20 protein-coding genes are annotated in these 21,874 nt (G+C 47.6%); 13 read left to right on the top strand and 7 right to left on the bottom strand.

From position 1 onward, the window contains the following. On the bottom strand, positions 1–142 hold a 142-nt coding region (locus tag H6G21_RS24895), incomplete at its 3' end, for a DUF2887 domain-containing protein (RefSeq protein WP_190577275.1). A 244-nt stretch (positions 143–386) separates the two neighbouring features. Between H6G21_RS24895 and proB the strand changes: the two genes are divergently transcribed. The 3 genes from proB to H6G21_RS24880 all read left to right on the top strand — a co-directional run bounded on the left by proB (position 387) and on the right by H6G21_RS24880 (position 3,996). Beyond that, positions 387–1,559 (top strand): glutamate 5-kinase, encoded by a 1,173-nt coding sequence (gene proB / locus H6G21_RS24890; RefSeq protein WP_190577273.1) that lies wholly within the window; start codon positions 387–389, stop codon positions 1,557–1,559. Positions 1,560–1,711: 152 nt separating this feature from the next. After that, on the top strand, positions 1,712–3,187 hold the full coding sequence (locus tag H6G21_RS24885) for a YdiU family protein (protein ID WP_190577271.1): 1,476 nt from the start codon (positions 1,712–1,714) through the stop codon (positions 3,185–3,187). 473 nt (positions 3,188–3,660) lie between these two features. Continuing rightward, entirely contained in the window at positions 3,661–3,996 is a 336-nt protein-coding gene (locus H6G21_RS24880) for a hypothetical protein (RefSeq protein ID WP_190577269.1), read from the top strand. 208 nt (positions 3,997–4,204) lie between these two features. Here the strand turns inward: H6G21_RS24880 and H6G21_RS24875 are convergent, their stop codons facing one another. Further along, the gene (locus tag H6G21_RS24875; RefSeq protein ID WP_190577267.1) at positions 4,205–4,699 is read right to left on the bottom strand and encodes a molybdenum cofactor biosynthesis protein MoaE; all 495 of its coding nucleotides are present in this window, start codon (positions 4,697–4,699) and stop codon (positions 4,205–4,207) included. Between the two features lie 389 nt (positions 4,700–5,088). On the opposite strand from H6G21_RS24875, the gene H6G21_RS24870 reads away from it, so the two are divergent. Continuing rightward, positions 5,089–5,709, top strand: a complete 621-nt coding sequence (locus tag H6G21_RS24870; RefSeq protein WP_190577265.1) for a hypothetical protein — start codon at positions 5,089–5,091, stop codon at positions 5,707–5,709. 678 nt (positions 5,710–6,387) lie between these two features. Here H6G21_RS24870 and H6G21_RS24865 read toward each other — a convergent pair. Further along, positions 6,388–7,158 (bottom strand): ABC transporter permease, encoded by a 771-nt coding sequence (locus H6G21_RS24865; RefSeq protein ID WP_190577263.1) that lies wholly within the window; start codon positions 7,156–7,158, stop codon positions 6,388–6,390. Between the two features lie 59 nt (positions 7,159–7,217). After that, positions 7,218–8,048 carry an ABC transporter ATP-binding protein gene (locus tag H6G21_RS24860; RefSeq protein WP_190577260.1) on the bottom strand — a complete coding sequence of 277 codons (831 nt, stop codon included), beginning with the start codon at positions 8,046–8,048 and terminating at the stop codon, positions 7,218–7,220. 548 nt (positions 8,049–8,596) lie between these two features. Here H6G21_RS24860 and H6G21_RS24855 point away from each other — a divergent pair. The 6 genes from H6G21_RS24855 (at position 8,597) to H6G21_RS24830 (ending at position 16,284) form a co-directional block, all read left to right on the top strand. Beyond that, complete coding sequence (locus tag H6G21_RS24855; RefSeq protein ID WP_242042045.1) at positions 8,597–9,688, top strand: ABC transporter substrate-binding protein; 1,092 nt, start codon at positions 8,597–8,599, stop codon at positions 9,686–9,688. A gap of 115 nt (positions 9,689–9,803) precedes the next feature. Beyond that, positions 9,804–11,465 (top strand): iron uptake porin, encoded by a 1,662-nt coding sequence (locus tag H6G21_RS24850; RefSeq protein WP_242042044.1) that lies wholly within the window; start codon positions 9,804–9,806, stop codon positions 11,463–11,465. A 217-nt stretch (positions 11,466–11,682) separates the two neighbouring features. Continuing rightward, positions 11,683–12,177, top strand: a complete 495-nt coding sequence (locus H6G21_RS24845) for a hypothetical protein (RefSeq protein ID WP_190577256.1) — start codon at positions 11,683–11,685, stop codon at positions 12,175–12,177. 349 nt (positions 12,178–12,526) lie between these two features. Next, positions 12,527–15,322 carry an SMEK domain-containing protein gene (locus H6G21_RS24840; RefSeq protein ID WP_277875336.1) on the top strand — a complete coding sequence of 932 codons (2,796 nt, stop codon included), beginning with the start codon at positions 12,527–12,529 and terminating at the stop codon, positions 15,320–15,322. Positions 15,323–15,631: 309 nt separating this feature from the next. Then, complete coding sequence (locus H6G21_RS24835) at positions 15,632–15,868, top strand: hypothetical protein (RefSeq protein ID WP_190577236.1); 237 nt, start codon at positions 15,632–15,634, stop codon at positions 15,866–15,868. After that, on the top strand, positions 15,865–16,284 hold the full coding sequence (locus H6G21_RS24830; RefSeq protein ID WP_190577235.1) for a PIN domain-containing protein: 420 nt from the start codon (positions 15,865–15,867) through the stop codon (positions 16,282–16,284). Before H6G21_RS24835 ends, H6G21_RS24830 begins: the two co-directional genes overlap by 4 nt. A gap of 316 nt (positions 16,285–16,600) precedes the next feature. Here the strand turns inward: H6G21_RS24830 and H6G21_RS24825 are convergent, their stop codons facing one another. Beyond that, complete coding sequence (locus H6G21_RS24825; protein ID WP_190577234.1) at positions 16,601–16,813, bottom strand: hypothetical protein; 213 nt, start codon at positions 16,811–16,813, stop codon at positions 16,601–16,603. Between the two features lie 258 nt (positions 16,814–17,071). Here H6G21_RS24825 and H6G21_RS24820 point away from each other — a divergent pair, with 258 nt between their 5' ends. Next, on the top strand, positions 17,072–17,215 hold the full coding sequence (locus H6G21_RS24820) for a hypothetical protein (protein WP_190577233.1): 144 nt from the start codon (positions 17,072–17,074) through the stop codon (positions 17,213–17,215). Between the two features lie 217 nt (positions 17,216–17,432). Here the strand turns inward: H6G21_RS24820 and pyrC are convergent, their stop codons facing one another. Together pyrC and H6G21_RS24810 are read right to left on the bottom strand one after the other, a co-directional pair. Beyond that, positions 17,433–18,464 (bottom strand): dihydroorotase, encoded by a 1,032-nt coding sequence (gene pyrC / locus H6G21_RS24815; protein ID WP_190577232.1) that lies wholly within the window; start codon positions 18,462–18,464, stop codon positions 17,433–17,435. Positions 18,465–18,682: 218 nt separating this feature from the next. Beyond that, the gene (locus tag H6G21_RS24810; RefSeq protein ID WP_190577231.1) at positions 18,683–19,696 is read right to left on the bottom strand and encodes an aspartate carbamoyltransferase catalytic subunit; all 1,014 of its coding nucleotides are present in this window, start codon (positions 19,694–19,696) and stop codon (positions 18,683–18,685) included. Between the two features lie 508 nt (positions 19,697–20,204). On the opposite strand from H6G21_RS24810, the gene H6G21_RS24805 reads away from it, so the two are divergent. Both H6G21_RS24805 and H6G21_RS24800 read left to right on the top strand, forming a co-directional pair. Then, positions 20,205–20,402: a hypothetical protein gene (locus H6G21_RS24805; RefSeq protein ID WP_190577230.1), complete on the top strand. Its 198-nt coding sequence runs from the start codon at positions 20,205–20,207 to the stop codon at positions 20,400–20,402. Positions 20,403–20,778: 376 nt separating this feature from the next. Next, positions 20,779–21,570 carry an Rpn family recombination-promoting nuclease/putative transposase gene (locus tag H6G21_RS24800; RefSeq protein ID WP_190577229.1) on the top strand — a complete coding sequence of 264 codons (792 nt, stop codon included), beginning with the start codon at positions 20,779–20,781 and terminating at the stop codon, positions 21,568–21,570. Positions 21,571–21,874 lie beyond the last annotated feature (304 nt).

Raw genomic sequence — 21,874 nt, 5'->3', positions numbered from 1 at the left:
CATCGATTTCAAATTTGGGTTCTTTGACAGCGACGGATTCAAAGCGATATTGATCCGCAGAGGCGGGGACTTGGTCTAACAGTTCAAACAACAGGGTGGGAGATTGTTTGAATAATGCATAGAAAATCGAATCGCGTCGCATGGAAATGACTCATCACACAGAGTACTTTTATTATTCGCTACAACGGCGATCGGGTGTCCAATCCAATCTCCTAACTCATGCTGATGAGCAATACACCAGCAGGATGGAGCGCGATCTGATTTAAAAACCGGGATTTTCTGAAAATTCTGGTTTTTGAGCTAAGCGCAAGAACAGACATTCGACCCACAATAGCTAACGACTAGCGGTAAAATCGATCGGCCCTTGGATTGTTGATTGCCCTACCATGTCCCACGCTGCTGCAACCCATTTCCCAACCTGCGATCGTCAAACGATCGTCGTCAAAATTGGCACCTCTAGCCTGACCCAGCCAGAATCCGGAAACCTCGCCCTCTCCACGATCGCGGCTCTGGTGGAAATCCTCAGCGAACTGCAACAGCAAGGTCACCGCGTCGTTTTGGTGTCGTCAGGCGCGGTGGGAGTGGGATGTGCCCGCCTGGGACTGACCGAACGCCCCAAAGTCATCTCCGTTAAGCAAGCCGTTGCCGCCGTTGGCCAGGGTCGCCTCATGCGGATTTACGACGACTTCTTCACCGCTATGCAACAACCGATTGCCCAAGTCTTGCTGACCCGAGGGGACTTAGTGGAACGCAACCGCTACGTCAACGTCTATCGCACCTTCCAAGAACTGTTAAACCTGGGCGTGATTCCGGTCGTCAATGAAAACGATACCGTTGCTGTTGATGAATTGAAATTTGGGGATAACGACACCCTATCCGCGTTGGTCGCCAGTTTGGTTGATGCCGATTGGTTATTCCTGCTCACGGATGTCGATCGCCTCTACTCTGCCGATCCCCGCACCAATCCCGATGCAAAACCGATCGTATTAGTGAAAAACATTGACGACTTAGCCGTTGATACGGGTAGTTCTGGAACCCAATGGGGCACCGGCGGCATGGTCACGAAAATCTCTGCGGCGCAAATTGCCACCGGCGCAGGGGTGCGAACCGTGATTACCCGAGGTCAAGAACCCCGCAATCTCCTGAAAATTCTGGCCGGGGAGTCGATCGGCACGCAATTTGAACCCCACGCTCGCCCCATCAGTGCCCGTCAGCGCTGGATTGCCCATGGCATGGTTCCCGCCGGAAAACTCTACCTGGATGATGGTGCGGTGAATGCCATTCGCAATGCAGGAAAATCGCTGCTAGCCGCTGGCATTATTGGCATTGAGGGCAGCTTTGATGCCGATGAAGCCGTGCGCCTGTGCAATCTCCACGGTCAGGAAATTGCTCGGGGCTTGGTGAACTACAATAGCCAAGAATTGCAAAAAATCCGAGGCCGCCGATCGGAAGAAATCGCCACCATCCTGGGCCATACAGGGGAAGACACCGTTGTCCATCGCGATAACCTCGTTGTCACCAAGAAATCCAGTTCCACCCTGGCCCAACCCTCTCGCTAAGGGAGTGGCGTATAAATAAAGTCCCAAGTGGATAGATGGGTAGGGGGGGTAGACGGGTAGGGGGGTGAAGAAGTCATCAACGGTTAGCATTGAGCGTTCTCTGACCCAGGGATTGGTCTTTTCTTGCAAAAGAGCGGTCAAATCTCGCTAGGATGGGAAGCGTTCCATTTCCAGGCCGTCCCGTGAACCCCATTCTGGCGCTCAACTACGAACCCGCGATCGAACAGTTGGGAGAAGACTATTTTGATCCCGTCCCAGCGGCGGAATTTCCCAGCTATTCCCTGCGGTGGCGTAACGATGACGTCTTACAGCAGTTGGGACTAGACCCGGAAGCAGTTACCGATCAGCATTTTATTGAAGCCTTTGGGCAATTCCAAGGCCGATCGCCCTTCCTCGCCTTGCGTTACCACGGGTATCAATTCGGGGAGTACAATCCTGCCCTCGGAGATGGCCGAGGTTTTCTCTACGGGCAAGTGCGGGGAATCGACGATCGCCTCTACGACTTGGGCACCAAGGGATCGGGCACCACCCCCTATTCCCGAGGCGGCGACGGGCGACTCACGTTGAAAGGCGGCGTCCGAGAGGTGTTAGCGGCGGAAATGTTGTACCGCTTGGGTGTCCGCACGTCCCGCTGTTTGAGTTTGGTGGAAACGGGGGAAAAACTCTGGCGTGGGGATGAACCCTCTCCCACCCGATCGTCGGTGATGATTCGCGTCCAGCAATCGCATATCCGTTTCGGTACCTTTGAACGGCTGCATTACCTAGGCCGTAAGGATTTGATCGCCAATCTATTAGAGCATGGGATCGAATACTATTATCCCCACCTGTTACCGGCCCCCGATCGCTACGCCCGGTTCTATGGCGAATTAGTTTGCCGGGTAGCGGAGTTGGTGGCGCAGTGGATGGCAGCGGGATTTTGCCATGCAGTGTTGAACACCGATAATATGGCCATTACGGGGGAAAGTTTTGACTATGGCCCCTATGCCTTTATCCCCAGCCTTGATCCGAAATTTACCGCTGCGTATTTTGATTATTTCGGACGCTATGCCTATTCCAATCAACCGTTAATTTGTAAATGGAATCTCCAAATGTTGCAGGTTCCATTGAAGTTAGTGATTTCTGAATCGGATCTCGATGCCGCGATCGCTCAGTATGACGCCCACTATGGCCAAACCTATCGGGCTCTCATGCTGAAAAAGTTAGGCTTTGGGCAAACGGAAGAACTCGGAGACGATGGGCTGGCGCGGGAATTGTTGAAGGCCACGATCGAATTTCTCCACACGTCCCAAACCAGCTACCATGGCTTTTTCTGGGAACTCACTCGGAAATTTTCGCCCACTTGGCGGCAGGATGCGAATCAAATTCTGGCAGATTTCCCGATCGAGGTCACAGATCTACAACCGTTATTCGATCAATGGCGACAACGCTACCACCAATTGTTAAATAACGTGCCCGAGGCTGACTTGCCTGCGATCCAAGCCCAACTCTATGCCCAAAATCCAGATTTGGTGATTACCCGCCCGGAAATCGAAGCCGTTTGGGAACCGATTACCCAAGACGATAACTGGCAGCCGTTTAATACCTTGCTACAACGCATTCGTACAGTGCTATCCCCGCAATCGTTTTAGGATTGCCCCTGAGTCCAGCCGAAACGAGATCGAGAATTTGTTCTGCATAACCAATATTCTCAGATCTCCTAGGATTTATGTGACAGTTTAGAGTGTGTCCCCCAGTTTTAACCCATTTCACCAGATAGCAGGGGCTTAACTGGGGCTTAACTGGGGCTTCGATCGCGTTATTATACATAGCCTCCGCTTAGGTCAAATTTCTTTATCCAGATTTTTCATATTTGTAAAGACCTTGTTTGGTTATCGCCGATCGCCCAAAATCGGGAAACTTTCCTGCGAGAATTATCGCCTAGGGGAGAAAGGTGACGCCGAGTGCTCACCTGAAGCAAAAGGGTGGTACCCAGTTTATTTGGGACAACGGTTTGTTGATCTACTGTACTTAAGGAAATCCCATGAATCTGCTGAAATACTTTGACCTGAACCGATCGATAAGCAGACATCAGTTACGACCTAGACACGCAAGACAGCACTGGATGCACGATCGAAACCACGATCGCGCTCCCTCTTTGTTAGTAGCCTGTTGGTACGGCATCACCGAGGCCGAGGAAGGCCAGCTTTCGATTCTGGAACAAGGCATGATGTATTGTGGAGTGCTGCTGGGTGTCTATTTTAGCGGTGTGATCCGGGGGCATGATTTTCGACCGACTTTTCTGTTGGCTGCGATGTTGGCTTTATTGATTGTGCCGTTCGCCTTTGAAAAGCTCAGGATTGATCCAGGTATTCCGCTAGTGGTTCGATTTGGTTTATTTGTTCAAAATGGGGTGTTTTGGGATGTGATGCTCCAAGCGATCGGGACGATTCATCGCTAGTGATTTTTTCTTGTGCATTGATGCTAGGCAAGCATGTTTTCCATCATCCGTGATCTAGCAATGACTAGATCGAGGCATGACTAAGCGAGTCATGTTGAATGGCTGAGTTAACGCATCACTTCATTACCTTTGCGCACTCGATTTCTGTTTTTGATCGATCGTAGATGGGGATCCATTATGGGGATGAACCTAGGCTTACAAGGTTGCTTTAACAGTTACTATCTTCGTTCTGCTCACAGGCTCCAATGCTGACCCAACTGCTGGAACCATCAGTCCAGTGTTCTTTTTTCCAGATGGGAGCGTTGTGCTTTAAAGTGTCGATCGCGAATTTGCAGGCGGCGAAGGCTTCCGATCGATGGGGGCAGCCCACCGCGACCAATACGCTAACTTCACCAATTTCCAATTTTCCCGTGCGATGATGAATCACAATATGGGTAACATCCTGCCAGGTTTGCCGAATTTCCGTGGCAATTTGCTGAAATACCCGCAGGGCCATGGGCTCGTAGGCTTGGTATTCTAAAAACTGGACGCTGCGTCCCTCGGTGTTGTTGCGTACCATGCCGCTCATCAGCACGATCGCGCCGTTGGCTCCGTCATCCGCTAACCGATAGGCTTCGTCGATCGACAGGGGTGCAAAGGTCATGGCAAAATGATCGTTGGCATGAACCTGTGGGGGACAGGAGAGCTTTAATTCAGTCACCATGATGCCGTTACCCAAAAACCTAAAGTATCCATCCAAGAAGTATCTAGCTAAGAAGTATCTAGCCAAGAAGTATTCATTCCAGAGCCGTTGTCAGCCCCGTTGAGCTACTCAATCAAGTTGCAATCCTATTCTAATGGGAACGATGGGTTCTCAGCCGCTTTTCTAAACCCGTTGGGCCATCCGTTGGCCAATCTGTTCAATATGCGATACAAATTCAACATCTTTTAATTGCATTTCGCTAGCCAGTGAGGGATCTATGAATCATAGCCTCTTGGACTTTGTAAGTCGGTTGAGGGGCGCGATCGCAAGGAAAGGTTGGAATGGAAGACCAGGGCTGGCCAACAAGACAAACAAGCATCAAAATAATCATAGAAACAATGATGGTTTCTATGGTTGTTTCTATGGGTGTTTCTATGGGACTCCTGCTGTCCTTCCTGGTGTCCATAGGGTTCTTCCTGGGAATGCCAAGGCCGCTGCTAGCTACTGAAGCCAGTCCGCCCGCACCGCCCACGCCTAGCCCTGCTGCTTCCACTGCCCCAGAGCCATCCTGTGACCTGCCTTCTGTTCCCCATCTCCGATCGACTACGGCCTACGGAATTTTCGGCGATGATGAATTTGACACGGTGGTGTGTGGGTATTTGGTCACCCGACAGGAACAACATTTTGACAATCCTGTGAATGCGGCTTATTTGCGAATTGTCCGGTTTGGTGATCCAGGATTCCAACAGGCGATCGCCCAGGGAATTGCCAACCAGAATTCAATCAACCAATACCGCGATGGCAAATATGAGCTCAACCTCGGTTGTCTGAAAAATAATAAAATCGTTGGCATTGAGTACGATCGGACTACTCCCTACATCACCCCCGAAACCCAGCAACAACTACAAGCTTCTTCCCGCGATCGGCCCATCCCAGTCATCCTATCCTTTGGGAAGCACAGAGGCCGGGACTGTGAATGCTGCAATCTCGCTCACAAAGTTCGAGGGTATGACTCTACCCAAAGGGAATAAGGCTGCTGGGTAGCTACGTTTTGGGGTAAGTGAGGATGATTGCACCGCTGAGAAATCCGGACTGTGTTGGAGTTCGAATTGTGTTGGAGTCTGAACTGTGTTGGAGTCTGGACTGTGTTGGAGTCCAAGGGGCACGATCAATCTATGGTTGGATAGTTTATGGTGTGCTACAATCAAAATGTAGCAAAAAGCACAGACTAAAGATTCGGACGTACCCTTTTAAAGTGCGGTGACAGGTTTGGTTGTGCCTCAGAACAATTCTCGGAGGCCACTATGAAATTTTTCCACAAACGCAATCAGGTTCGCTCAGCCCCCTCAATCGCAGGCCCGAAACCACCATTACAACAGCCCTCTCGCGGCATGCCTGAAAATTTCCTGCATACAAATTACTTGCACTGGCAATGGTGGAACCGATCGGAGTAAAGTTTTGGGAGCAAGTGGCTAGCTAGGCTAATAACGAGGCCAATAGCGAGACCAAATTGCTGCCTAGCCAATGTCATATTGGTATTACGAATTGGTATTACGAATTGGTATTACGAAAAGAGAACCCCTAGAAAGAAGACCCAATCAACGTTGGTGTACCTAGGGCAAAGGTGAAGTGGGATTGGATAGACCCACTTCACCTTAATTCGATCGTACAGAAGCTTGATCGTATACAAATTCGATCGTGGCCAGATTTTACCGTGCCCAGTAAATCACCTTTTTTTCAATCCCCGCAAACAGCCCATACAAGACTGTCCCCATGATCCCCAGCATCAATAACCCTGCAAAGCCAAGGGGCACATCAAAATTAGAACTGGCGCTGACAATCATGTAGCCAATACCTCGGTTGGAAGCCACCGTTTCCGAAATCACAGCCCCTACAAAGGCGAGGGAAATTGCAACTTTGAGGGACGCAAAAATATAGGGTAGGGTGTGGGGATAGCCAATTTTTTGAAAGATTTCCACTTGGCTGGCACCCAAAGCCCGCATCACATCTTTCATTTCGGGTTCCACAGTGTCTAAACCCAGCGCCACATTAACCGCGATCGGGAAAAAGGCTAACAAGAACGCAGTGAGAATCGCTGGTACGGTACCAATGCCAAACCACAGTGCAAATAATGGAACCAAGGCGACTTTAGGAATCGTGTTAAATCCCACCAAAATGGGGTAAAGAATTACATAGGCTAACCGCGAGTATCCAATTAAAAAGCCCAAAATTACCCCAGCGACAATCGCTAGGAGAAATCCTGCCAATGTTGTCCATAAAGTTTGAGTCGAATTCTCTAAGAGCGCGGGCCACTTGGTGATCATCGTATTGAAAATTACTGAAGGGGCAGGCAAATTGAATGCTGGAATTTTTAAAACGATCGTTAAGACCTCCCACAGAATCAATAAAATCACCGTTGCTATCAACGGTAAAACGATCGTTGCTTTTTTAGATCGCGAAAACCGCTCTAATGCTTCCATAGAACCTCAAGAAACTGTGCTTTAAAACAGATCATCTCAAACCCAATCATTCAATTGATCTAATTGCGATGAATGTGTCGCCGTAAGTCATTCACAATATGATTAAAGTCATCCGATAGCATCATTTCGGGGGTGACAGGCCGAGGGAGATTGGGCTTAACTTGATAGACGATCGAACTGGGGCGGGGACCCATCACATAGATCGTATCGGATAGGAATACGGCTTCGCGTAAATCGTGGGTGATTAAAATACAAACGCACTGCACCTGCATCCAAAGTTCCTGAAGCATGACCCACATTTCTTCACGGGTGAAGGCGTCAAGTGCTCCAAAGGGCTCATCTAATAATAAAATCTCCGGTTGGTGAATCAGTGCTCGGCAAAGGGAGGCCCGTTGTCGCATTCCGCCAGACAGTTGCCAAGGATATTGCTCCTGAAAATCCTGAAGACCCACCACTTTCAACAATTTCTGGGCTTCTCGCACCATGCCCTGCCGCTTTTTGGGATCCTTAAAGTCGCGCTTAAAAGGCTGTACTACTTCATAGGGCAGCATCACATTGCTGATTGTGTTGCGCCAAGGCATCATGACAGGGTTCTGAAACGCAATTCCTACATTGCGCAAAGGCTTGGTTACAGTTTCTCCCCGCATCCGGACTGCTCCGATCGGTGCAGGAGCCAGTCCAGACACCATCCGCAAAATTGAAGTCTTGCCACAACCACTCGGCCCCACAAAGGATACAAATTCACCCGGTGCAATGGATAAACTAACCTCTTGAATAATCCGTCGCATACCGTCTTCCACGGGATACTCTAAGCCAACTCGATCGAATTCAAGAAAGGCTGATGAGGTACGAGAGTCCCGGACATCAGTGATGTATTCAGACTGGAGCATAGAGTAACCTCGATTCAGGTATATACCTGCTGAAACACGGGCGTTGTTACTAACAGAATCAAGACTGACAAAATCAAGTGAGAGATATATGGTATACCAACATAATTATTGATCATGCGCCAAAAAAAACTGCATGATCGTATACCACATAACAGTTTCATCCCCTGTTTCAGTTTTTACTCAGTCATGAGCTAGATAAGATGGTGAAGCCTGTATGACTAGCGTGTCACAGGTGATCTGTCGGATCATTTGATGCATTTCAGTTTCAGTATTTTGAAGTGATCGATCTGTTTGAATTTAAATCTAGTGTTGCAATTTAGTATTTCAATTGAGATTTGTTTCATTCATTTCATTGAGACCTTGTCAAAGTGTCTGTTGAATCAATTCGGTCATTGCAGTGAGCGGTTGGTTAATCTCTATTCGGTTGATACTTAGTCGATTGATACTTAGTCGATTGATACTTAGTCGATTGATACTTAGTTGATTGATACCTAGTAAATACCGACTGGGTAGATCTGGCTGCTTAATTACAGAGGAGTGGTGGTGTGATGAAACGTTTGATATTGCCAATGCTTTTGGTGGGCGCGATGGTGGTTGTAGGGTGTCAGGCTCAGCCACCCAATTCCAGTGCGCCTGGTACGTCCACTGCTGCTGGTAATACCCAAGGGAAGCGATCGATTAAAGTCAATCCATCTTGGTTGTTACAAGGGGATAATGCGCCGATTACCCTAGCTATTGAGCGTGGTTATTTTGCAGAGGAAGGCTTGGATGTCAAACTTGAGCGTGGATATGGTTCATCGGATACCATCACCAAGGTTGCAGCGGGCCAGTTTGAAATTGGGTTTGGTGATATCTACTCCATGATTGAGTTCAATGCCAAGAACCCTAACGATCCCGTGGTGGCAGTTGCTGTGCCCTATAACCGCTCTCCCTTTGCGATCGTAACACTGAAGTCCAGCAATATTAATGATCCCAAGGGCTTAGGAGGGAAAAAGCTGGGTGCTCCCGCAGGCGATGCGCCTCGTAAGATTTGGCCGGTATTAGCGAGCCAATTGGGGCTGAAGGCTGACAGCGTAGAATGGATTACGATGGAGCCGAAATTGAGGGAAGCTTTTTTATTGAAGGGTGATGTGGATGCGGTGAGTGGCTTTGCGACAACGGTCGTGCCATCACTAGAGAAAGCAGGTAAAAAGCCAGAAGAGTTCAATGTGTTTTATTACACTGACAATGGTTTAGATCTGTATGGCAATGCGATCGTGGTGAAGAAAGCCTTTCTCGATCAAAATCCAGAGGTTGTCAAAGGCTTTCTTCGGGCCTATGTTAAAGGGTTTCAAGATACGTTGAAAGATCCAGCCGCTGCCCTCGCCTCTGTGACCAAGGCAGGGGATGCTTTGATGGATGCCAATGCGGAGAAACGGCGATTACAAATTGCCCTACAACAGCTGTATGTCACGCCAGAGTCAGAAAAGGTGGGTGTGGGAGGCATTGATCCTGCACGCTTAGAGAAGACGATTCAGCAGGTGGCGACTGTGTTGGGGGTTGAGCCCCCCCCCGTGGATAAGGTGTTTAATGCAGGGTTTTTACCGCCAGAAGACCAACGGAAATTACCGCCAGCAGCGGAACGTAAGCCATTGAATTAGGGTTTGAGCTGATATTTTTTGAGCTGACATTTTAGTGTGAGGATTGTTGCCAATGTTGGTGCAAATTTCGTGGCTCCGTTCGCCGGTACTGGCATTGTCGGTTGTGGCAGGGATAATGATTTCCCCCCGTGTTGCGTTATCCAATGAGCCGTCGGTCATGGTGGACGAGATGCCGCTGGCGCAGATTACTTCAGTTTCGCAACTGTCGGATGTTAAACCTACAGATTGGGCGTTCCAAGCATTACAGTCTTTGGTAGAGCGTTATGGCTGCATTGCGGGCTATCCTGACCGGACGTTTCGGGGGAATCGGGCGTTGACGCGCTATGAATTTGCCGCCGGTTTAAATGCCTGTATGGATCGGATTAATGAATTAATTACGGCGGCTACAGACACACTGGCGAACAAAGCTGATTTAGCGACCTTAGAACAACTCCAAACGGAATTTGCGGCTGAACTGGCTACCTTGCGTGGGCGCGTAGATGCCTTGGAGAGTAAGGTTGCGACTTTGCAGAAGCAGCAATTTTCAACCACGACTAAACTGACAGGGGATCTTTGGTTTAACTGGACCAGTGCCTTTCCCACGGGAGATGTGTTAGCAGAACGGGGGGTTCCTGGGAGTGCCTTTGCTCCCCCCCGTCGATCGCCGATTACCAATCAACCGTCCCGAGTGGTGCGCCAGGGGAGTGATACCGCAGCAACATTTGGGTACTACCTGTTCTTGAATCTCAACACGTCTTTTACGGGTAAAGATTTGTTGGTGACGCAGTTGGTGACGGGCAATGGGAGCTCTCCCGCCAATCAATTGGTTTCGGCTGGGTTCTTTAATTCCTGGGGTGTTCCTTTCCTAGATCAGACAGGATCCCCGACTGCGAATTCGGTGGTTGTGCGGGAATTGTCCTATACGTTTCCACTGAGTAAGGATATTCGTTTGGCGGTGGGGCCACGACTCAATTTTTACAAGTACTACGACGGCAATCGCTATACTTTCTTCATGCGGGGGGCCACGAGTTATAACTCCAATGGCAGTACGCTGTCCAATGCGGTCGATCGGGGCTCTGGTGCGGTTTTAACTTGGACAATCAGTCCTCAATTACGATTGACAACAGGCTTTTTGGCTGAGAATACTGAATTTTTAAACCCAGCCACCTTCAATACTTCCAGCAATCCGAATGCTGGCTTGTTCAATTCGACTTATACGATCGCGTCGGAGTTGGCCTATAGTCCGATACGGAATTTGAACTTGAAGTTGCATTATGCACGGACTCGCATTAAAGCTTATAACGGTTTTATTGGCGGTGCTGTAGGTGAGCCACTGCCCTATGGGTATGCAGATGATGGTTTTGGTGGGCGGGTCAATGATGCGAATTCTGATACCTGGATTGTGAATCTCGAATGGAACATTACGAAAAAGTTTGGCTTATTTGGACGTTATTCCTGGGGACGGGTGGGCATTGATCCCATTAACCCAGCACGGGCAGGGGGCGATATTAAAGTACAGTCGTTTCAAGTCGGTATGGGTTTCCCTGATTTAGGCAAATTGGGAGCCTTGGGTGTGATTTCGTTTGTGATGCCCCATAGCTATACCTCAGGCCGGAATTTTCTGCTGTCGGGTGCTGGAGATGGTGGTAAGCAGTACGATCTAGAGTTTTCCTACTATTACCCGATCAATAAGAATCTAGCGATCGTTCCTGCGTTTTATGCCATTTTCAATCCGAATAATTTCGAGAGCAATTCAACTGTCTATGTGGGCAATATCAGGACACAATTTAGTTTCTAGTTGCCTGAGTTTCTAGTTGCCTGGGTTTCTAGTGTTCTTCTCGCGATCGGCCTATCCCAGTCGTCCTATCCTTTGGTAAGCACAGGGGCCGGGACTGTGAATGCTGCAATCTCGCTCACAAAGTTCGAGGGTATGACTCTACCCACAGGGACTCAGGATTTTAGTGGGAGAATCTGGGCATTCTAAGGGTGTAAACCCTTACAGGGAGTAGTCTACAATGGCTCCGAATCCAATTAGTGCAACGATGACGCAGGCCGATCGGGAGGCGGTATTGGCGGCAGTGGCCACAATTAAGGAGAAGCTTCCGTTTTTGGTGGATTTGAGTGCGGAGGAGCGGAAGGCTCTACCCAAGATGGGGGATAAGAGTCGGGCGTTTGTCAGTAAGGCGTTGGAGGTGGCGACGCAGAATCCGGACTTTTTGCCGCGATCGTTTGACTTGGAGGAGTTGCGGAAGGATGTGCAGTTGTTTGAGGCGTTGTATCCGTTGTTGCTGTCGATGACGCAGTTGCAGGAGTTGTTGGATGATACTTGCCTTGCGGTGGGTAGTGAGGCGTATGCGGCGGCGTTGCAGGTGTATAGCTATGCGAAGGCGAGTGGCAATGTGGGGGGGATGGATGCGGTGGTGAGTGAGATGGGACAACGGTTTGCCCGGAAGCCCCGGAAGGCGAAGAGCCAGGAGGCAACAGTGAAGAGTGGAGAAGCAACGGTTTAGCCAAAAGCTTAACAATTTGCCTGCTGTTTGCAAAGCGTTGTGTAGCAAGGTTCACGTTTGAGGCTCAGAGCTTGAAAGTTTGAGTAATTTGCTCGACTTTTCAGATTCTGAGCTTCATTTTTTGGGTAAAAAGGTCGAAGTGTTGAGATCAAAGGTTGAAATTTTAGGTTCGGAGGCCGGATTTTTAAGCAACAAGATTAAAGCTACGAGTTCAGAAGGTAAAATATGAAGGCTTAAGGGCTATCTTTGCTTGAAATAGCTAAAATACTCGTTGTAAGTAGCAAAAATTGTTGCCTAAATCTAGGAGAGTCGGCTTTCAGGAGAGTACTTGAGGTAGTCAGTGAAGTTAATGAATGCTCAAAATCGAATTCAGGAGCTAATGTCTCGTTTTGTAGCGCAAATCGAGATGGGAGCGGCGATGAGCAGAACAGACTTGAATAAAGCTGCTGAAACAATATTGATACCCTTGCTCAATGAAGTGTATGGTTGGGGCTTAGAAAATATCAATTACTCTGAGGATAACCCTAACTATCCTGGTATTGATTTAGGAGACGAGGCAGCAAAAATTTCTATTCAAATCACAGCCACTCATACTCTTGACAAGGTTAAGCATACTTTAGAGCAGTTTACCAAGCAGAGTCAGTACTTAAAATACAACCGGCTGATTATCTATATTTTGAAGAAGAAACAGGATTCTTACTCAGAAACAGCGATTCAAAAAGTTATCCAAAATAAGTTTAACTTTGATTCTCGGAAAGATATCTGGGATTATCGCGACATACTTAAAGAAGTTTCTAATTTCCAAATTGGCAGATTGCTTAGAGTTCAAAAAATTTTAGAGGCAAATTTTGGTGAGGATCAAAAGCTTACACCACTGCTTGCTAATAATTTAGAGCAGAGGACTGACTGGCGGGAAACGTGTCAACAGTTGCTGAACCACTGGAAGGGGTTAACAACCAACTCCCTAATGAAGCCGCATGGAGTTCGCTTTCAACTGAATGAAATCTTTGTACCGTTAGGAGTAGTGGAGAGACAAGAGAAGCCAAAACACCGCTCTAATGATGGGGCCTCAGCAGCGCAGGGTTCGGAACTTTATGAGGAGAAGATTACACCCATTAGCCAAAATGACTTTTTTGAACAAGTATTGCGGCAACAGCAAAGTAAGTATAGTCAGGGAAAGTGTATTGCAATTATTGGAGAACCTGGAGCTGGAAAGACAACCCAACTCCAGAAAATTGGAGATTGGATTCTAGAGGAAACCGATGGAATACCGATTTGGATTCCGTTAGCGGAAGTAGGAACAAGAAAACTAAGAGAGTATTTATTAGGTGACTGGTTGCAAACAGCCATTCATGAGCTAGAAGTTTCGCCAGAGCATCGAGATGAACTGGGCCAACTGCTGAAAACTGGGAAGGTCTGGTTGCTGTTGGATGGTGTGGATGAAATGGCAATTTCGGATGCACTTTACCAGATTGCCACTCAGATGTGTGAGGGCTGGTTGCAGAATGTAAGGGTTGTTCTAACCTGTCGCTTAAATGTATGGGATGCGGGGAAGAATGCACTGGATGATTTCGATGTGTACCGCAATCTAGATTTTGAGTATCCAACCGAAGTTCATCAGCTTATTGATAAATGGTTTGCAACTGAACCAGCATTACAGCAAAAACTGAAGGCAGCGTTAGAGCAACCAGGCAAAGAACGGATTCGGGATATGGTAAAAAATCCGTTGCGCTTAACCTTGCTCTGTTACAGTTGGCAATTGCAGCAAGGTGAACTCCCGGAAACAAAAGCTGGACTGTATGAATGGTTTGTGGATATGTTTTATAAATGGGACAAGGGCAAGGTTCCAATAAAATTAAGTGCAGCAAAGCGTGAAGAATTGAACTGTGCTTTAGGAGAACTAGCGAAAGAAGCAATTGATCAGGAAAGTTCTCGCTTCCGTCTGCGAGAGAGGTTTATCAACCGATTTCTTGGTGCTGCCGATGATGAGGATTCACTGTTTTATCTTGCGCGCCAACTTGGTTGGCTCAATTGCGTCGGCGTTGCACAAGAAAATCCACTTGAGAATGTCTATGCCTTCTTCCATCCGACGTTTCAGGAATATTTTGCGGCGTTTGTAATTGATGATTGGGATTATTTCTTGCCTAGTGAGCATATTGATAACCCAGTAGGGAACCAAGAATACCGAATTTTTGAACCTCAATGGAGAGAAGTCATACTTCTATGGTTAGGAAAATCTCCTGGCGACAATCATTTAAAGAAGTTAAAAGAGCAGTTTTTCTCCAATTTGCTATGCTTCCAGGATAACTGTGGAGGCTTTTACTCTTTCAAAGCCTATTTTTTGGCAGCAGAAGGTCTCAAAGAATTTGTAGACTACTCAATATCCAAATTTGAAGAAGTCATATCGGAGGTATGTAAGTATGCATTTGGTTATTTTGATAATGAGACGCAAAAATGGTGCTCTTTCCTAAAACCTGCTTCTCAAGAAGCGAGAAAAACAATTGAGTATAGTCTAGGAATAAAACAAACAGGAGAATGCTTACTTAAGTTACTCAATGTGTGTCCTGATTCATATACTCGGTGGTATATTGCTAAAACATTAAAAAATATGGGTATAACCAGCAATGAAATAGAATTGATTTTTTGCTCGGGAATTAAAAGAAGGCTTCCTCCCCATGTAGCTAAATATGCAAATTGGATAGCAGAGAAAGTGAAGGTGGCTAATGATGACAGTTTGTCTATAAAAGTTGGTGAGCAGGAAATATCGCCTTCATTACCTAATGATAAGCTTGATGTGTTGAACGATGTTTTGCATATGGGAATGGGAACCAATGATTTGATACAATTAATTCAGATCTCTGATGAATGGCTTTTGGTTTTGAAGACTGCTGATTTGTTACAAGCAAAGACGGAGAAATGCCAATTAATTGAAATTATTAATGCCTTAAAGTCTTATCTATTTGTTTTGAAGAATCACTTGTCAGATCAACTAGAGACGAAACATTTTCGATACGAATATATTTACGAAATTATTTGGTATTGTGCCCAAAACATAAGTTACCCAGACTTTTATCAAGCATGGCACGATCCTATTTCTTCTTCTGATGTTGCACTGTCTACGAACAATGGAGGGGTCGATTCATGAGAACTCAGAATATTGAGATTTCTAAAGAGACGATGGCTCACTTCTGTAAACACTGGCATATTACCGAACTCTCGCTGTTTGGCTCTGTTCTGATAATGACTTTTGTTCTGATAATGATATTGATATGTTGGTTGAATTTCAACCTGGGCATATTCCCGGATTCCGTAAACTACGTCAGATTCAGGAAGAACTTTCAAGTCTTATAGGAAATCGGCAAATTGATCTGGTGACTCCAAAGTTACTCAATCATCACATTTGAGATCGCACTTTAAGCAAAAGTAGAATTATTTACAGAAAAGGAAGTAATTCATGAGTAATCAAATCATTGCAAAAGTTATTGAAGAGATGCATGATTTGCCCGATGATCTGCAACAACAAGTCTTACGATTTGCCACTACTCTTCGGCAGCACCACTTGCAAACTGCTGGCAATGCTTGGGATGTATTGGAATCCCTCACTGGAACCGTTGAAGCTCCTGCTGATTGGTCAGCCGAACACGATCATTACCTCTACGACACACCCAAACACCAGGAAACCGATTCATGAGCAATGAGCGTTTGTTTCTCGACACCGCATTCATTCAAGCCTTGCTCAATCCCCGCGACGATTACCACAACCAGGCAAAACAACTGTTTCCCCGCGTTCGTGTAGCCTCCGAAGTCTGGATTACAGAAGCCATCTTTGCTGAAGTGGGCAACGCCTTAAGCGCATTCAACCGGAACGGTGCCGTTCAATTTATTCAACAGTGCTATCGTACCGACAATATCAAGATCGTCAGTGTCGATACTGAACTCCTGATGCAAGCCCTCGCCCTCTACCAATCCCGTTCTGATAAAACCTGGGGCTTGACTGACTGTATTTCCTTCATCGTCATGCAACAGCACAACTTGACTGATGCTGTCACAGGCGATCGTCACTTTTTGCAAGCAGGCTTTCGTGCTCTGATGCTGGATACCCAGTAGAGACCACACAACGATCGCCCTTCAATCCTCACCCTTCACTCTCAAAACACTAACCCCCGACCTCAGAAGCCGAAACTTGGACTTCCGAACACAGAACGCTTCCTTCGGAGCAACAAGCTGCAACCTTTGGACTCCAAACCTTAACCTCAGAACCGAGATCGTCAGCCTCAAAGCTTGAAACGTGAGCTTCAGAACACGAATTTTTTTCCTCAAAACCGCCCTGTTTTCAATATTTACAACCCCTATCCCACTCAATACCCTACGATCGCTCCCAAAAACCCGGTTTTTTTGAAAAACCGGGTTTTTAAAGATGACTCTAAGTCTGATCGCGTTCCATCATGCTGACGTATTGCCAATCGGAACCGGGAACGGGCATCGGTATGCTCCAACGCACACGATCGCTGAAACGCAAGCTATGTAACTGGTTAATCGCTGACTGCACCTCTTTGCGAGTGCCAAATAAATAAAAACGAAATGGTCTACGTTCCGCATCGCTGACGCGATCGGAGTCATCAAAACCAATGAACATGGGATTTCTCCTAGATGTTGAGACGGGAAGAAACCCCAAAAATTAAAGCCACCCTTTTGCGCAGGACAAGTAGGGTGGCCCGATCGAATGTTACAATCCGTGTCAGACCGCCTAGCTGCCTATACCAGCTTCGGGGTTTAGCTACCCTTCGTTGTTTGCCGCAACTTGGGTAGCGCCTTAATTTTCGGGAGCTATGCTGATCCAAACGAGCAGTTCAACACGGTTGTACTCAGCTATGAGAAACAAGCCTAGGGGTAAATGCAAGCCCTGTCAACCGTACTGAAAAAGTTTATCGAGAAATTATGCGATCGGGCCTCAGCCAGTCTCCGTTGTGCAAAACCTTCCTCTAGCCCTGGCACCGAATCCTGCCTAGGCAAGTATCGCGGTAGCCCAGATGATTAGGACAATCTTATCTTCACGCGCCAGCCATCCGATCCCTAAATCCCCGCGCTACGCGCCGCTGCGCTAGAAATAAGGGGGACTTCGAGTCAATCAAGCAAACAATAGCAATTCTAGAAATTTTTCTCCTGTTTTCTCCTGTTCCCCCCTTATTAAGGGGGGCTAGGGGGGATCGAATCTATCGCATCCATGAATCAATTTGATATCGCTCTATCAACAATCATCCCAGCATCTTCCAGGACATTTTCTCACCCGCCCGCAGCGGCACCAAATTCGAGTCAGGAAACGGGACTTCCGCCGGGATTGTCCAGTCAGTTTTACTCAACGTGATTGTGTCCGTATTGCGCGGTAATTGGTAAAAATCCGGGCCATAGAAACTGGCAAACGCCTCCAACTGATCCAAAGCATCCACGCTCTCAAAAGCTTCCGCATACAGTTCCAGCGCGTGCAACGCCGAATAACAACCCGCACAACCACAGTCACTTTCCTTGCGATCGCGGCCATGGGGCGCACTATCCGTTCCCAGGAAAAACTTAGGATTTCCCGAAGTCGCCGCCTTCAGCAGTGCCAACCGATGCTCTTCCCGTTTCAAAATCGGTAAACAATACCAATGGGGACGAATACCACCTTGAAAAATATCACTGCGATTAAACAGCAAGTGCTGCGGCGTAATCGTCGCGGCAATCCTATCCGTTGCAAGTACAAACTCCACCGCATTGGCCGTTGTGATGTGCTCAAAGACAATCCGCAATTTCGGAAAGCGTTGCCGTAGCGGTTGCAAGTAACGATCGATAAACTCCTTTTCCCGATCGAACACATCCACACTTTTATCCGTCACTTCCCCATGCAGCAACAGCGGCAAATCCACATCCTGCATCGCCTCAAACACCCGATCGCACTTGCGAATATCCGTCACCCCGGAATCAGAATTCGTCGTGGCCCCAGCGGGATAATATTTCACCGCTTTGACAAACTGTGATTCCTTGGCCTTAACAACGTCCTCCGGCGTCGTATTATCCGTTAAATATAACGTCATCAGCGGTTCAAACGACTGTCCCGCCGGAATCGCAGCCACAATGCGATCGCGATAGGCCGCAGCTTCCTCCACCGTCCGCACCGGAGGCTTCAAATTCGGCATCACGATCGCCCGCGCAAACTGCCGCACCGTATGGGGCAGTACCGCCTTCAGTGCATCCCCATCCCGCAAATGCAGGTGCCAGTCGTCCGGACGAGTGATAGTCAGTTGCTGCATAGGTTCGATCGTCCAACCTTGAAATTTAGTACCCAATCAACTTGTAATCGCAACACAGAATGATCCCCCTAAATCCCCCTGGGACTTTGAAAGAATTTGACTGAATTCCCCCCTTAATAAGGGGGGCTAGGGGGGATCGAATCTGTAGCATTGATCAATCAATTTAATATAAACAGACACAAATTATTTGAAACAATCCTTGCAAATATGCGATTTTTCTACGCTTTGCCGCCCCCCATGAGATACAACAACGCCATCCGCACCGCCACCCCATTAGTCACCTGTTCCGCAATCAAACTCATGTCCGGATCATCCATAATATCCGACGTAATCTCCACACCCCGATTGGTTGGCCCCGGATGCATCACTTTCACATGGGGTTGGCATTGCTGTAACCGTTCCCGCGTAATGCCAAAGTGTTGGTAATACTCCCGCAAACTGGGCAGGAGATGACTCGTCATCCGTTCCTTTTGCAGTCGCAACGTCATAACAAAATCAGCGGCTTGCAGGGCTGGCTCCAGTTCCCAGTGGATGAATAATTTACGATCGATCCCCTCAGATGAACCCGCTGTATCCGACGCTTTCACGTAATCGGCAAACTGTTTGGGCAGCAAGGTGGGGGGAGCAGCCATATGCACTTCGGCTCCACTCGCAGTCAGGCTCCACAGGTTCGATCGCGCCACCCGCGAATGCAAAATATCGCCCACGATCGCGATTTTCTTGCCTTGTAGCAGTTCCAAACGTGGATTAGCAGGATCCAGGAGGGCGCAGATCGTAAAGAGATCTAATAACGCTTGGGAGGGGTGTTCGTGCTGACCATCTCCCGCATTCAACACGCCTACTCCCGAATTGAGCCGATCCATTTCCGCCGCGATCGCGTGGGGCACCCCAGCTTCTTTATGCCGGATCACCATCAGATCCGTGCCCATGGCCAGGTAGGTTTTCGCTGTATCCAGAATCGTTTCCCCTTTGGTTAAGGAAGAACTGCCAGGGGCAAAGTTGAGCGTATCCGCAGACAGCCGTTTTGCGGCCAGTTCAAAGCTACTGCGGGTGCGGGTAGATGGCTCAAAGAATAAATTCGTAACCACTTGTCCCTGAAGGGTGGGAACTTTCTTCGTGCGCCGCGATAGGACTTCACGAAAACTATTGGCGGTTTGTAGGACGGTGTTGTACTCCCAAGGGGCAAAATCCGAGAGTGAAAGAACGTGCCGACGGTTCCAGGCGGGTGACATATCTATGAGGTCTTGAGTCTATCCATTCATAACGGTACACCATTGGGGAACCCGTGGGGGGCACCTGCGATCGCTGGCAGGGATCACCAAGGTCAATCACACAATACTGATGGTGCAATCGCACAATACTGATTTTGGGTGATGGTTAATTGGAATTTTGCAGAGTGCCCGACATTTAGTGCCTGACATTTGTTTTATCTAATGTTAAAAAATTACCGATCGACAAGTTTCTTTGATTTTTGTATCTTTCAATACTGAACCCCAGGGGGATCCCCCTAAAATCAACCGTAAGTTGGAATTCAACAATACGGACGTTATTTTTAATACTTCACCGAAAGACTTTTTTAGCTATACTGAGGCCCAAGGGGGTCGCATTAAATTTTTTTAATACACTCCTGTGAGTTCCCTGGACATTCGTGGTTCGCAATACTTGGTTCGCAACATTACTAGCAACGCTAGTCTGATTCATACCATTTAGTCTTGTCACTCATCCCCGGAGGTAGTTCTCATGGCTGACACATCAAAATCCACCGCTACACCTAAAACCCTACATACCTTACAAGAACTCGATCAAGCCATCCAAGAATTTAGAACAAAAGATCTACAAGGTGAAGAACTGTTCTATTGCTGGCAGGCAATCCGTGATGCTTCCCTGGAGCAGTTTGACCTAGAGCCGGATTCTATTCCAGGTGCAGATAGTTATTAATTGCAGATTGCTAATGCAGATCGCTAATGCAGATTGCTAATTAAGTCTTGTCATATACATCTTTCCTCCATTCAATCTCCATGGAGGGAGTGTATTGGTTAGTAATTTTCCTTGCGTAGTTCTAAGGGTGTGTAACATCGGCTAGTGAGATGTTGCAACTATTAGGGCTACTTTTTTGTCTGTGCGATTAGTGGTACACAGGCAAGAGTTGATCTAATATCTTTGCAAAGCAACGATCGAACCGTTGTAAAAATCATTGAATTCAGAACCAAAAGTGAATTTAACTCCTCCGAGTTGATCATGGTCTGATGCAGGAATTACTAGAATGATATTTGCTTGTCTACTTCAGTATTGCTCAACATAGTAAAATTGCACTATGTTTGACAACCTTTCTAAATTCCTGATCCAGCAATACTCCCAGGATTTTGCAGCCTGGTTGCTGGGAGAGCCGATCGCGTTAACTGAGTTAAAACCGACAGAACTCTCGATCGAGCCGATTCGAGCCGATTCTGTGATTTTATTGAAATCGCAACAGGTAATTGTCCATTGTGAATTTCAAACCAATCCCGATCGGGATTTGCCCTTTCGTATGGCGGATTATGCCCTACGCATTTATCGCAAATACCCCGATCGTACCTTAGTGCAAGTGGTTGTGTATTTACGGGAAACGACTTCGGAGTGGGTCTACATAACGCAGTTTGCAGGCAATCAACTCCGCCATGAGTTTCAAGTGGTGCGGCTGTGGGAGCAGTCACCGGAAGCATTTTTGCAACGACCCGGTTTATTGCCCTATGCGGTGTTGACGCAAACGAACGATCGGGAAGCCTTGTTACGGGAAGTGGCGCGGCGGTTGGATGAGATTCCCGATCGGACGGAGCGGAGTAATCTGACCGTCAGCAGTGCCGTGATAGCTGGGTTATCATTGGAGAAGACGGTGATTCAGCGAATTCTCAGGAGGGAAGTGATGCGGGAATCGGTGATTTATCAAGAGTGGGAAACGGAACTTAAGGCCGAAGGTCGCGCGGAAGGGCAGGAAGAGGAACGGCGGATCCTGGCGATGAAGATGTTGCAGGAAGGCTTATCCCTGGAGACGATCGCGCGGATTACAGAATATTCGCTAGAACAACTGGAAGCCATACAGACTCAGATCAATTCAGCCGATCGCTGAAGGAAATGGTTGATTGACCATCCCGACAACGAACGCATACTTTCAGAAATAACCGATCTAGCAACTAAAAGTTAAATCGATCACGGATGACTGCACAAACCAAGATCACACATTCTAGCCAATTTTGTGAGCCTAGAACGCGACTCTAGAACGTGAATTTAAAACGCAATGTTAGAACCCACATTCCGCAGGTTTCAAACGAGGAGGTAGTACTTCTGGCAAGCAGCCCCTAGGAAGCGGAGAATGTGCAGACGTTCCTCGGTTAAGTTGACCACTTGAGCCAAGTTGCCAATCCAGACCAGAT

This window comes from Alkalinema sp. FACHB-956 (assembly GCF_014697025.1).
Classification (GTDB): domain Bacteria; phylum Cyanobacteriota; class Cyanobacteriia; order Leptolyngbyales; family Leptolyngbyaceae; genus Alkalinema.
Note: the sequence above shows the minus strand (reverse complement) of the source record. Positions and strands in the feature narration are given on the sequence as shown.

Bases quoted from the DNA above. Each gene is read 5' to 3' on its own strand.
- H6G21_RS24860 (WP_190577260.1), bottom strand. From the start codon at position 8,048: ATGCTCCAGTCTGAATACATCACTGATGTCCGGGACTCTCGTACCTCA.
- H6G21_RS24840 (WP_277875336.1), top strand. From the start codon at position 12,527: ATGAATGCTCAAAATCGAATTCAGGAGCTAATGTCTCGTTTTGTAGCG.
- H6G21_RS24810 (WP_190577231.1), bottom strand. From the start codon at position 19,696: ATGTCACCCGCCTGGAACCGTCGGCACGTTCTTTCACTCTCGGATTTT.
- H6G21_RS24870 (WP_190577265.1), top strand. From the start codon at position 5,089: ATGGTTGTTTCTATGGGTGTTTCTATGGGACTCCTGCTGTCCTTCCTG.
- H6G21_RS24865 (WP_190577263.1), bottom strand. From the start codon at position 7,158: ATGGAAGCATTAGAGCGGTTTTCGCGATCTAAAAAAGCAACGATCGTT.
- H6G21_RS24880 (WP_190577269.1), top strand. From the start codon at position 3,661: ATGCACGATCGAAACCACGATCGCGCTCCCTCTTTGTTAGTAGCCTGT.
- H6G21_RS24845 (WP_190577256.1), top strand. From the start codon at position 11,683: ATGGCTCCGAATCCAATTAGTGCAACGATGACGCAGGCCGATCGGGAG.
- H6G21_RS24875 (WP_190577267.1), bottom strand. From the start codon at position 4,699: ATGGTGACTGAATTAAAGCTCTCCTGTCCCCCACAGGTTCATGCCAAC.
- H6G21_RS24825 (WP_190577234.1), bottom strand. From the start codon at position 16,813: ATGTTCATTGGTTTTGATGACTCCGATCGCGTCAGCGATGCGGAACGT.
- H6G21_RS24835 (WP_190577236.1), top strand. From the start codon at position 15,632: ATGAGTAATCAAATCATTGCAAAAGTTATTGAAGAGATGCATGATTTG.
- H6G21_RS24850 (WP_242042044.1), top strand. From the start codon at position 9,804: ATGATTTCCCCCCGTGTTGCGTTATCCAATGAGCCGTCGGTCATGGTG.
- H6G21_RS24830 (WP_190577235.1), top strand. From the start codon at position 15,865: ATGAGCAATGAGCGTTTGTTTCTCGACACCGCATTCATTCAAGCCTTG.
- pyrC (WP_190577232.1), bottom strand. From the start codon at position 18,464: ATGCAGCAACTGACTATCACTCGTCCGGACGACTGGCACCTGCATTTG.
- H6G21_RS24820 (WP_190577233.1), top strand. From the start codon at position 17,072: ATGCAAGCCCTGTCAACCGTACTGAAAAAGTTTATCGAGAAATTATGC.
- H6G21_RS24885 (WP_190577271.1), top strand. From the start codon at position 1,712: ATGGGAAGCGTTCCATTTCCAGGCCGTCCCGTGAACCCCATTCTGGCG.
- H6G21_RS24805 (WP_190577230.1), top strand. From the start codon at position 20,205: ATGGCTGACACATCAAAATCCACCGCTACACCTAAAACCCTACATACC.
- H6G21_RS24855 (WP_242042045.1), top strand. From the start codon at position 8,597: ATGAAACGTTTGATATTGCCAATGCTTTTGGTGGGCGCGATGGTGGTT.
- proB (WP_190577273.1), top strand. From the start codon at position 387: ATGTCCCACGCTGCTGCAACCCATTTCCCAACCTGCGATCGTCAAACG.
- H6G21_RS24800 (WP_190577229.1), top strand. From the start codon at position 20,779: ATGTTTGACAACCTTTCTAAATTCCTGATCCAGCAATACTCCCAGGAT.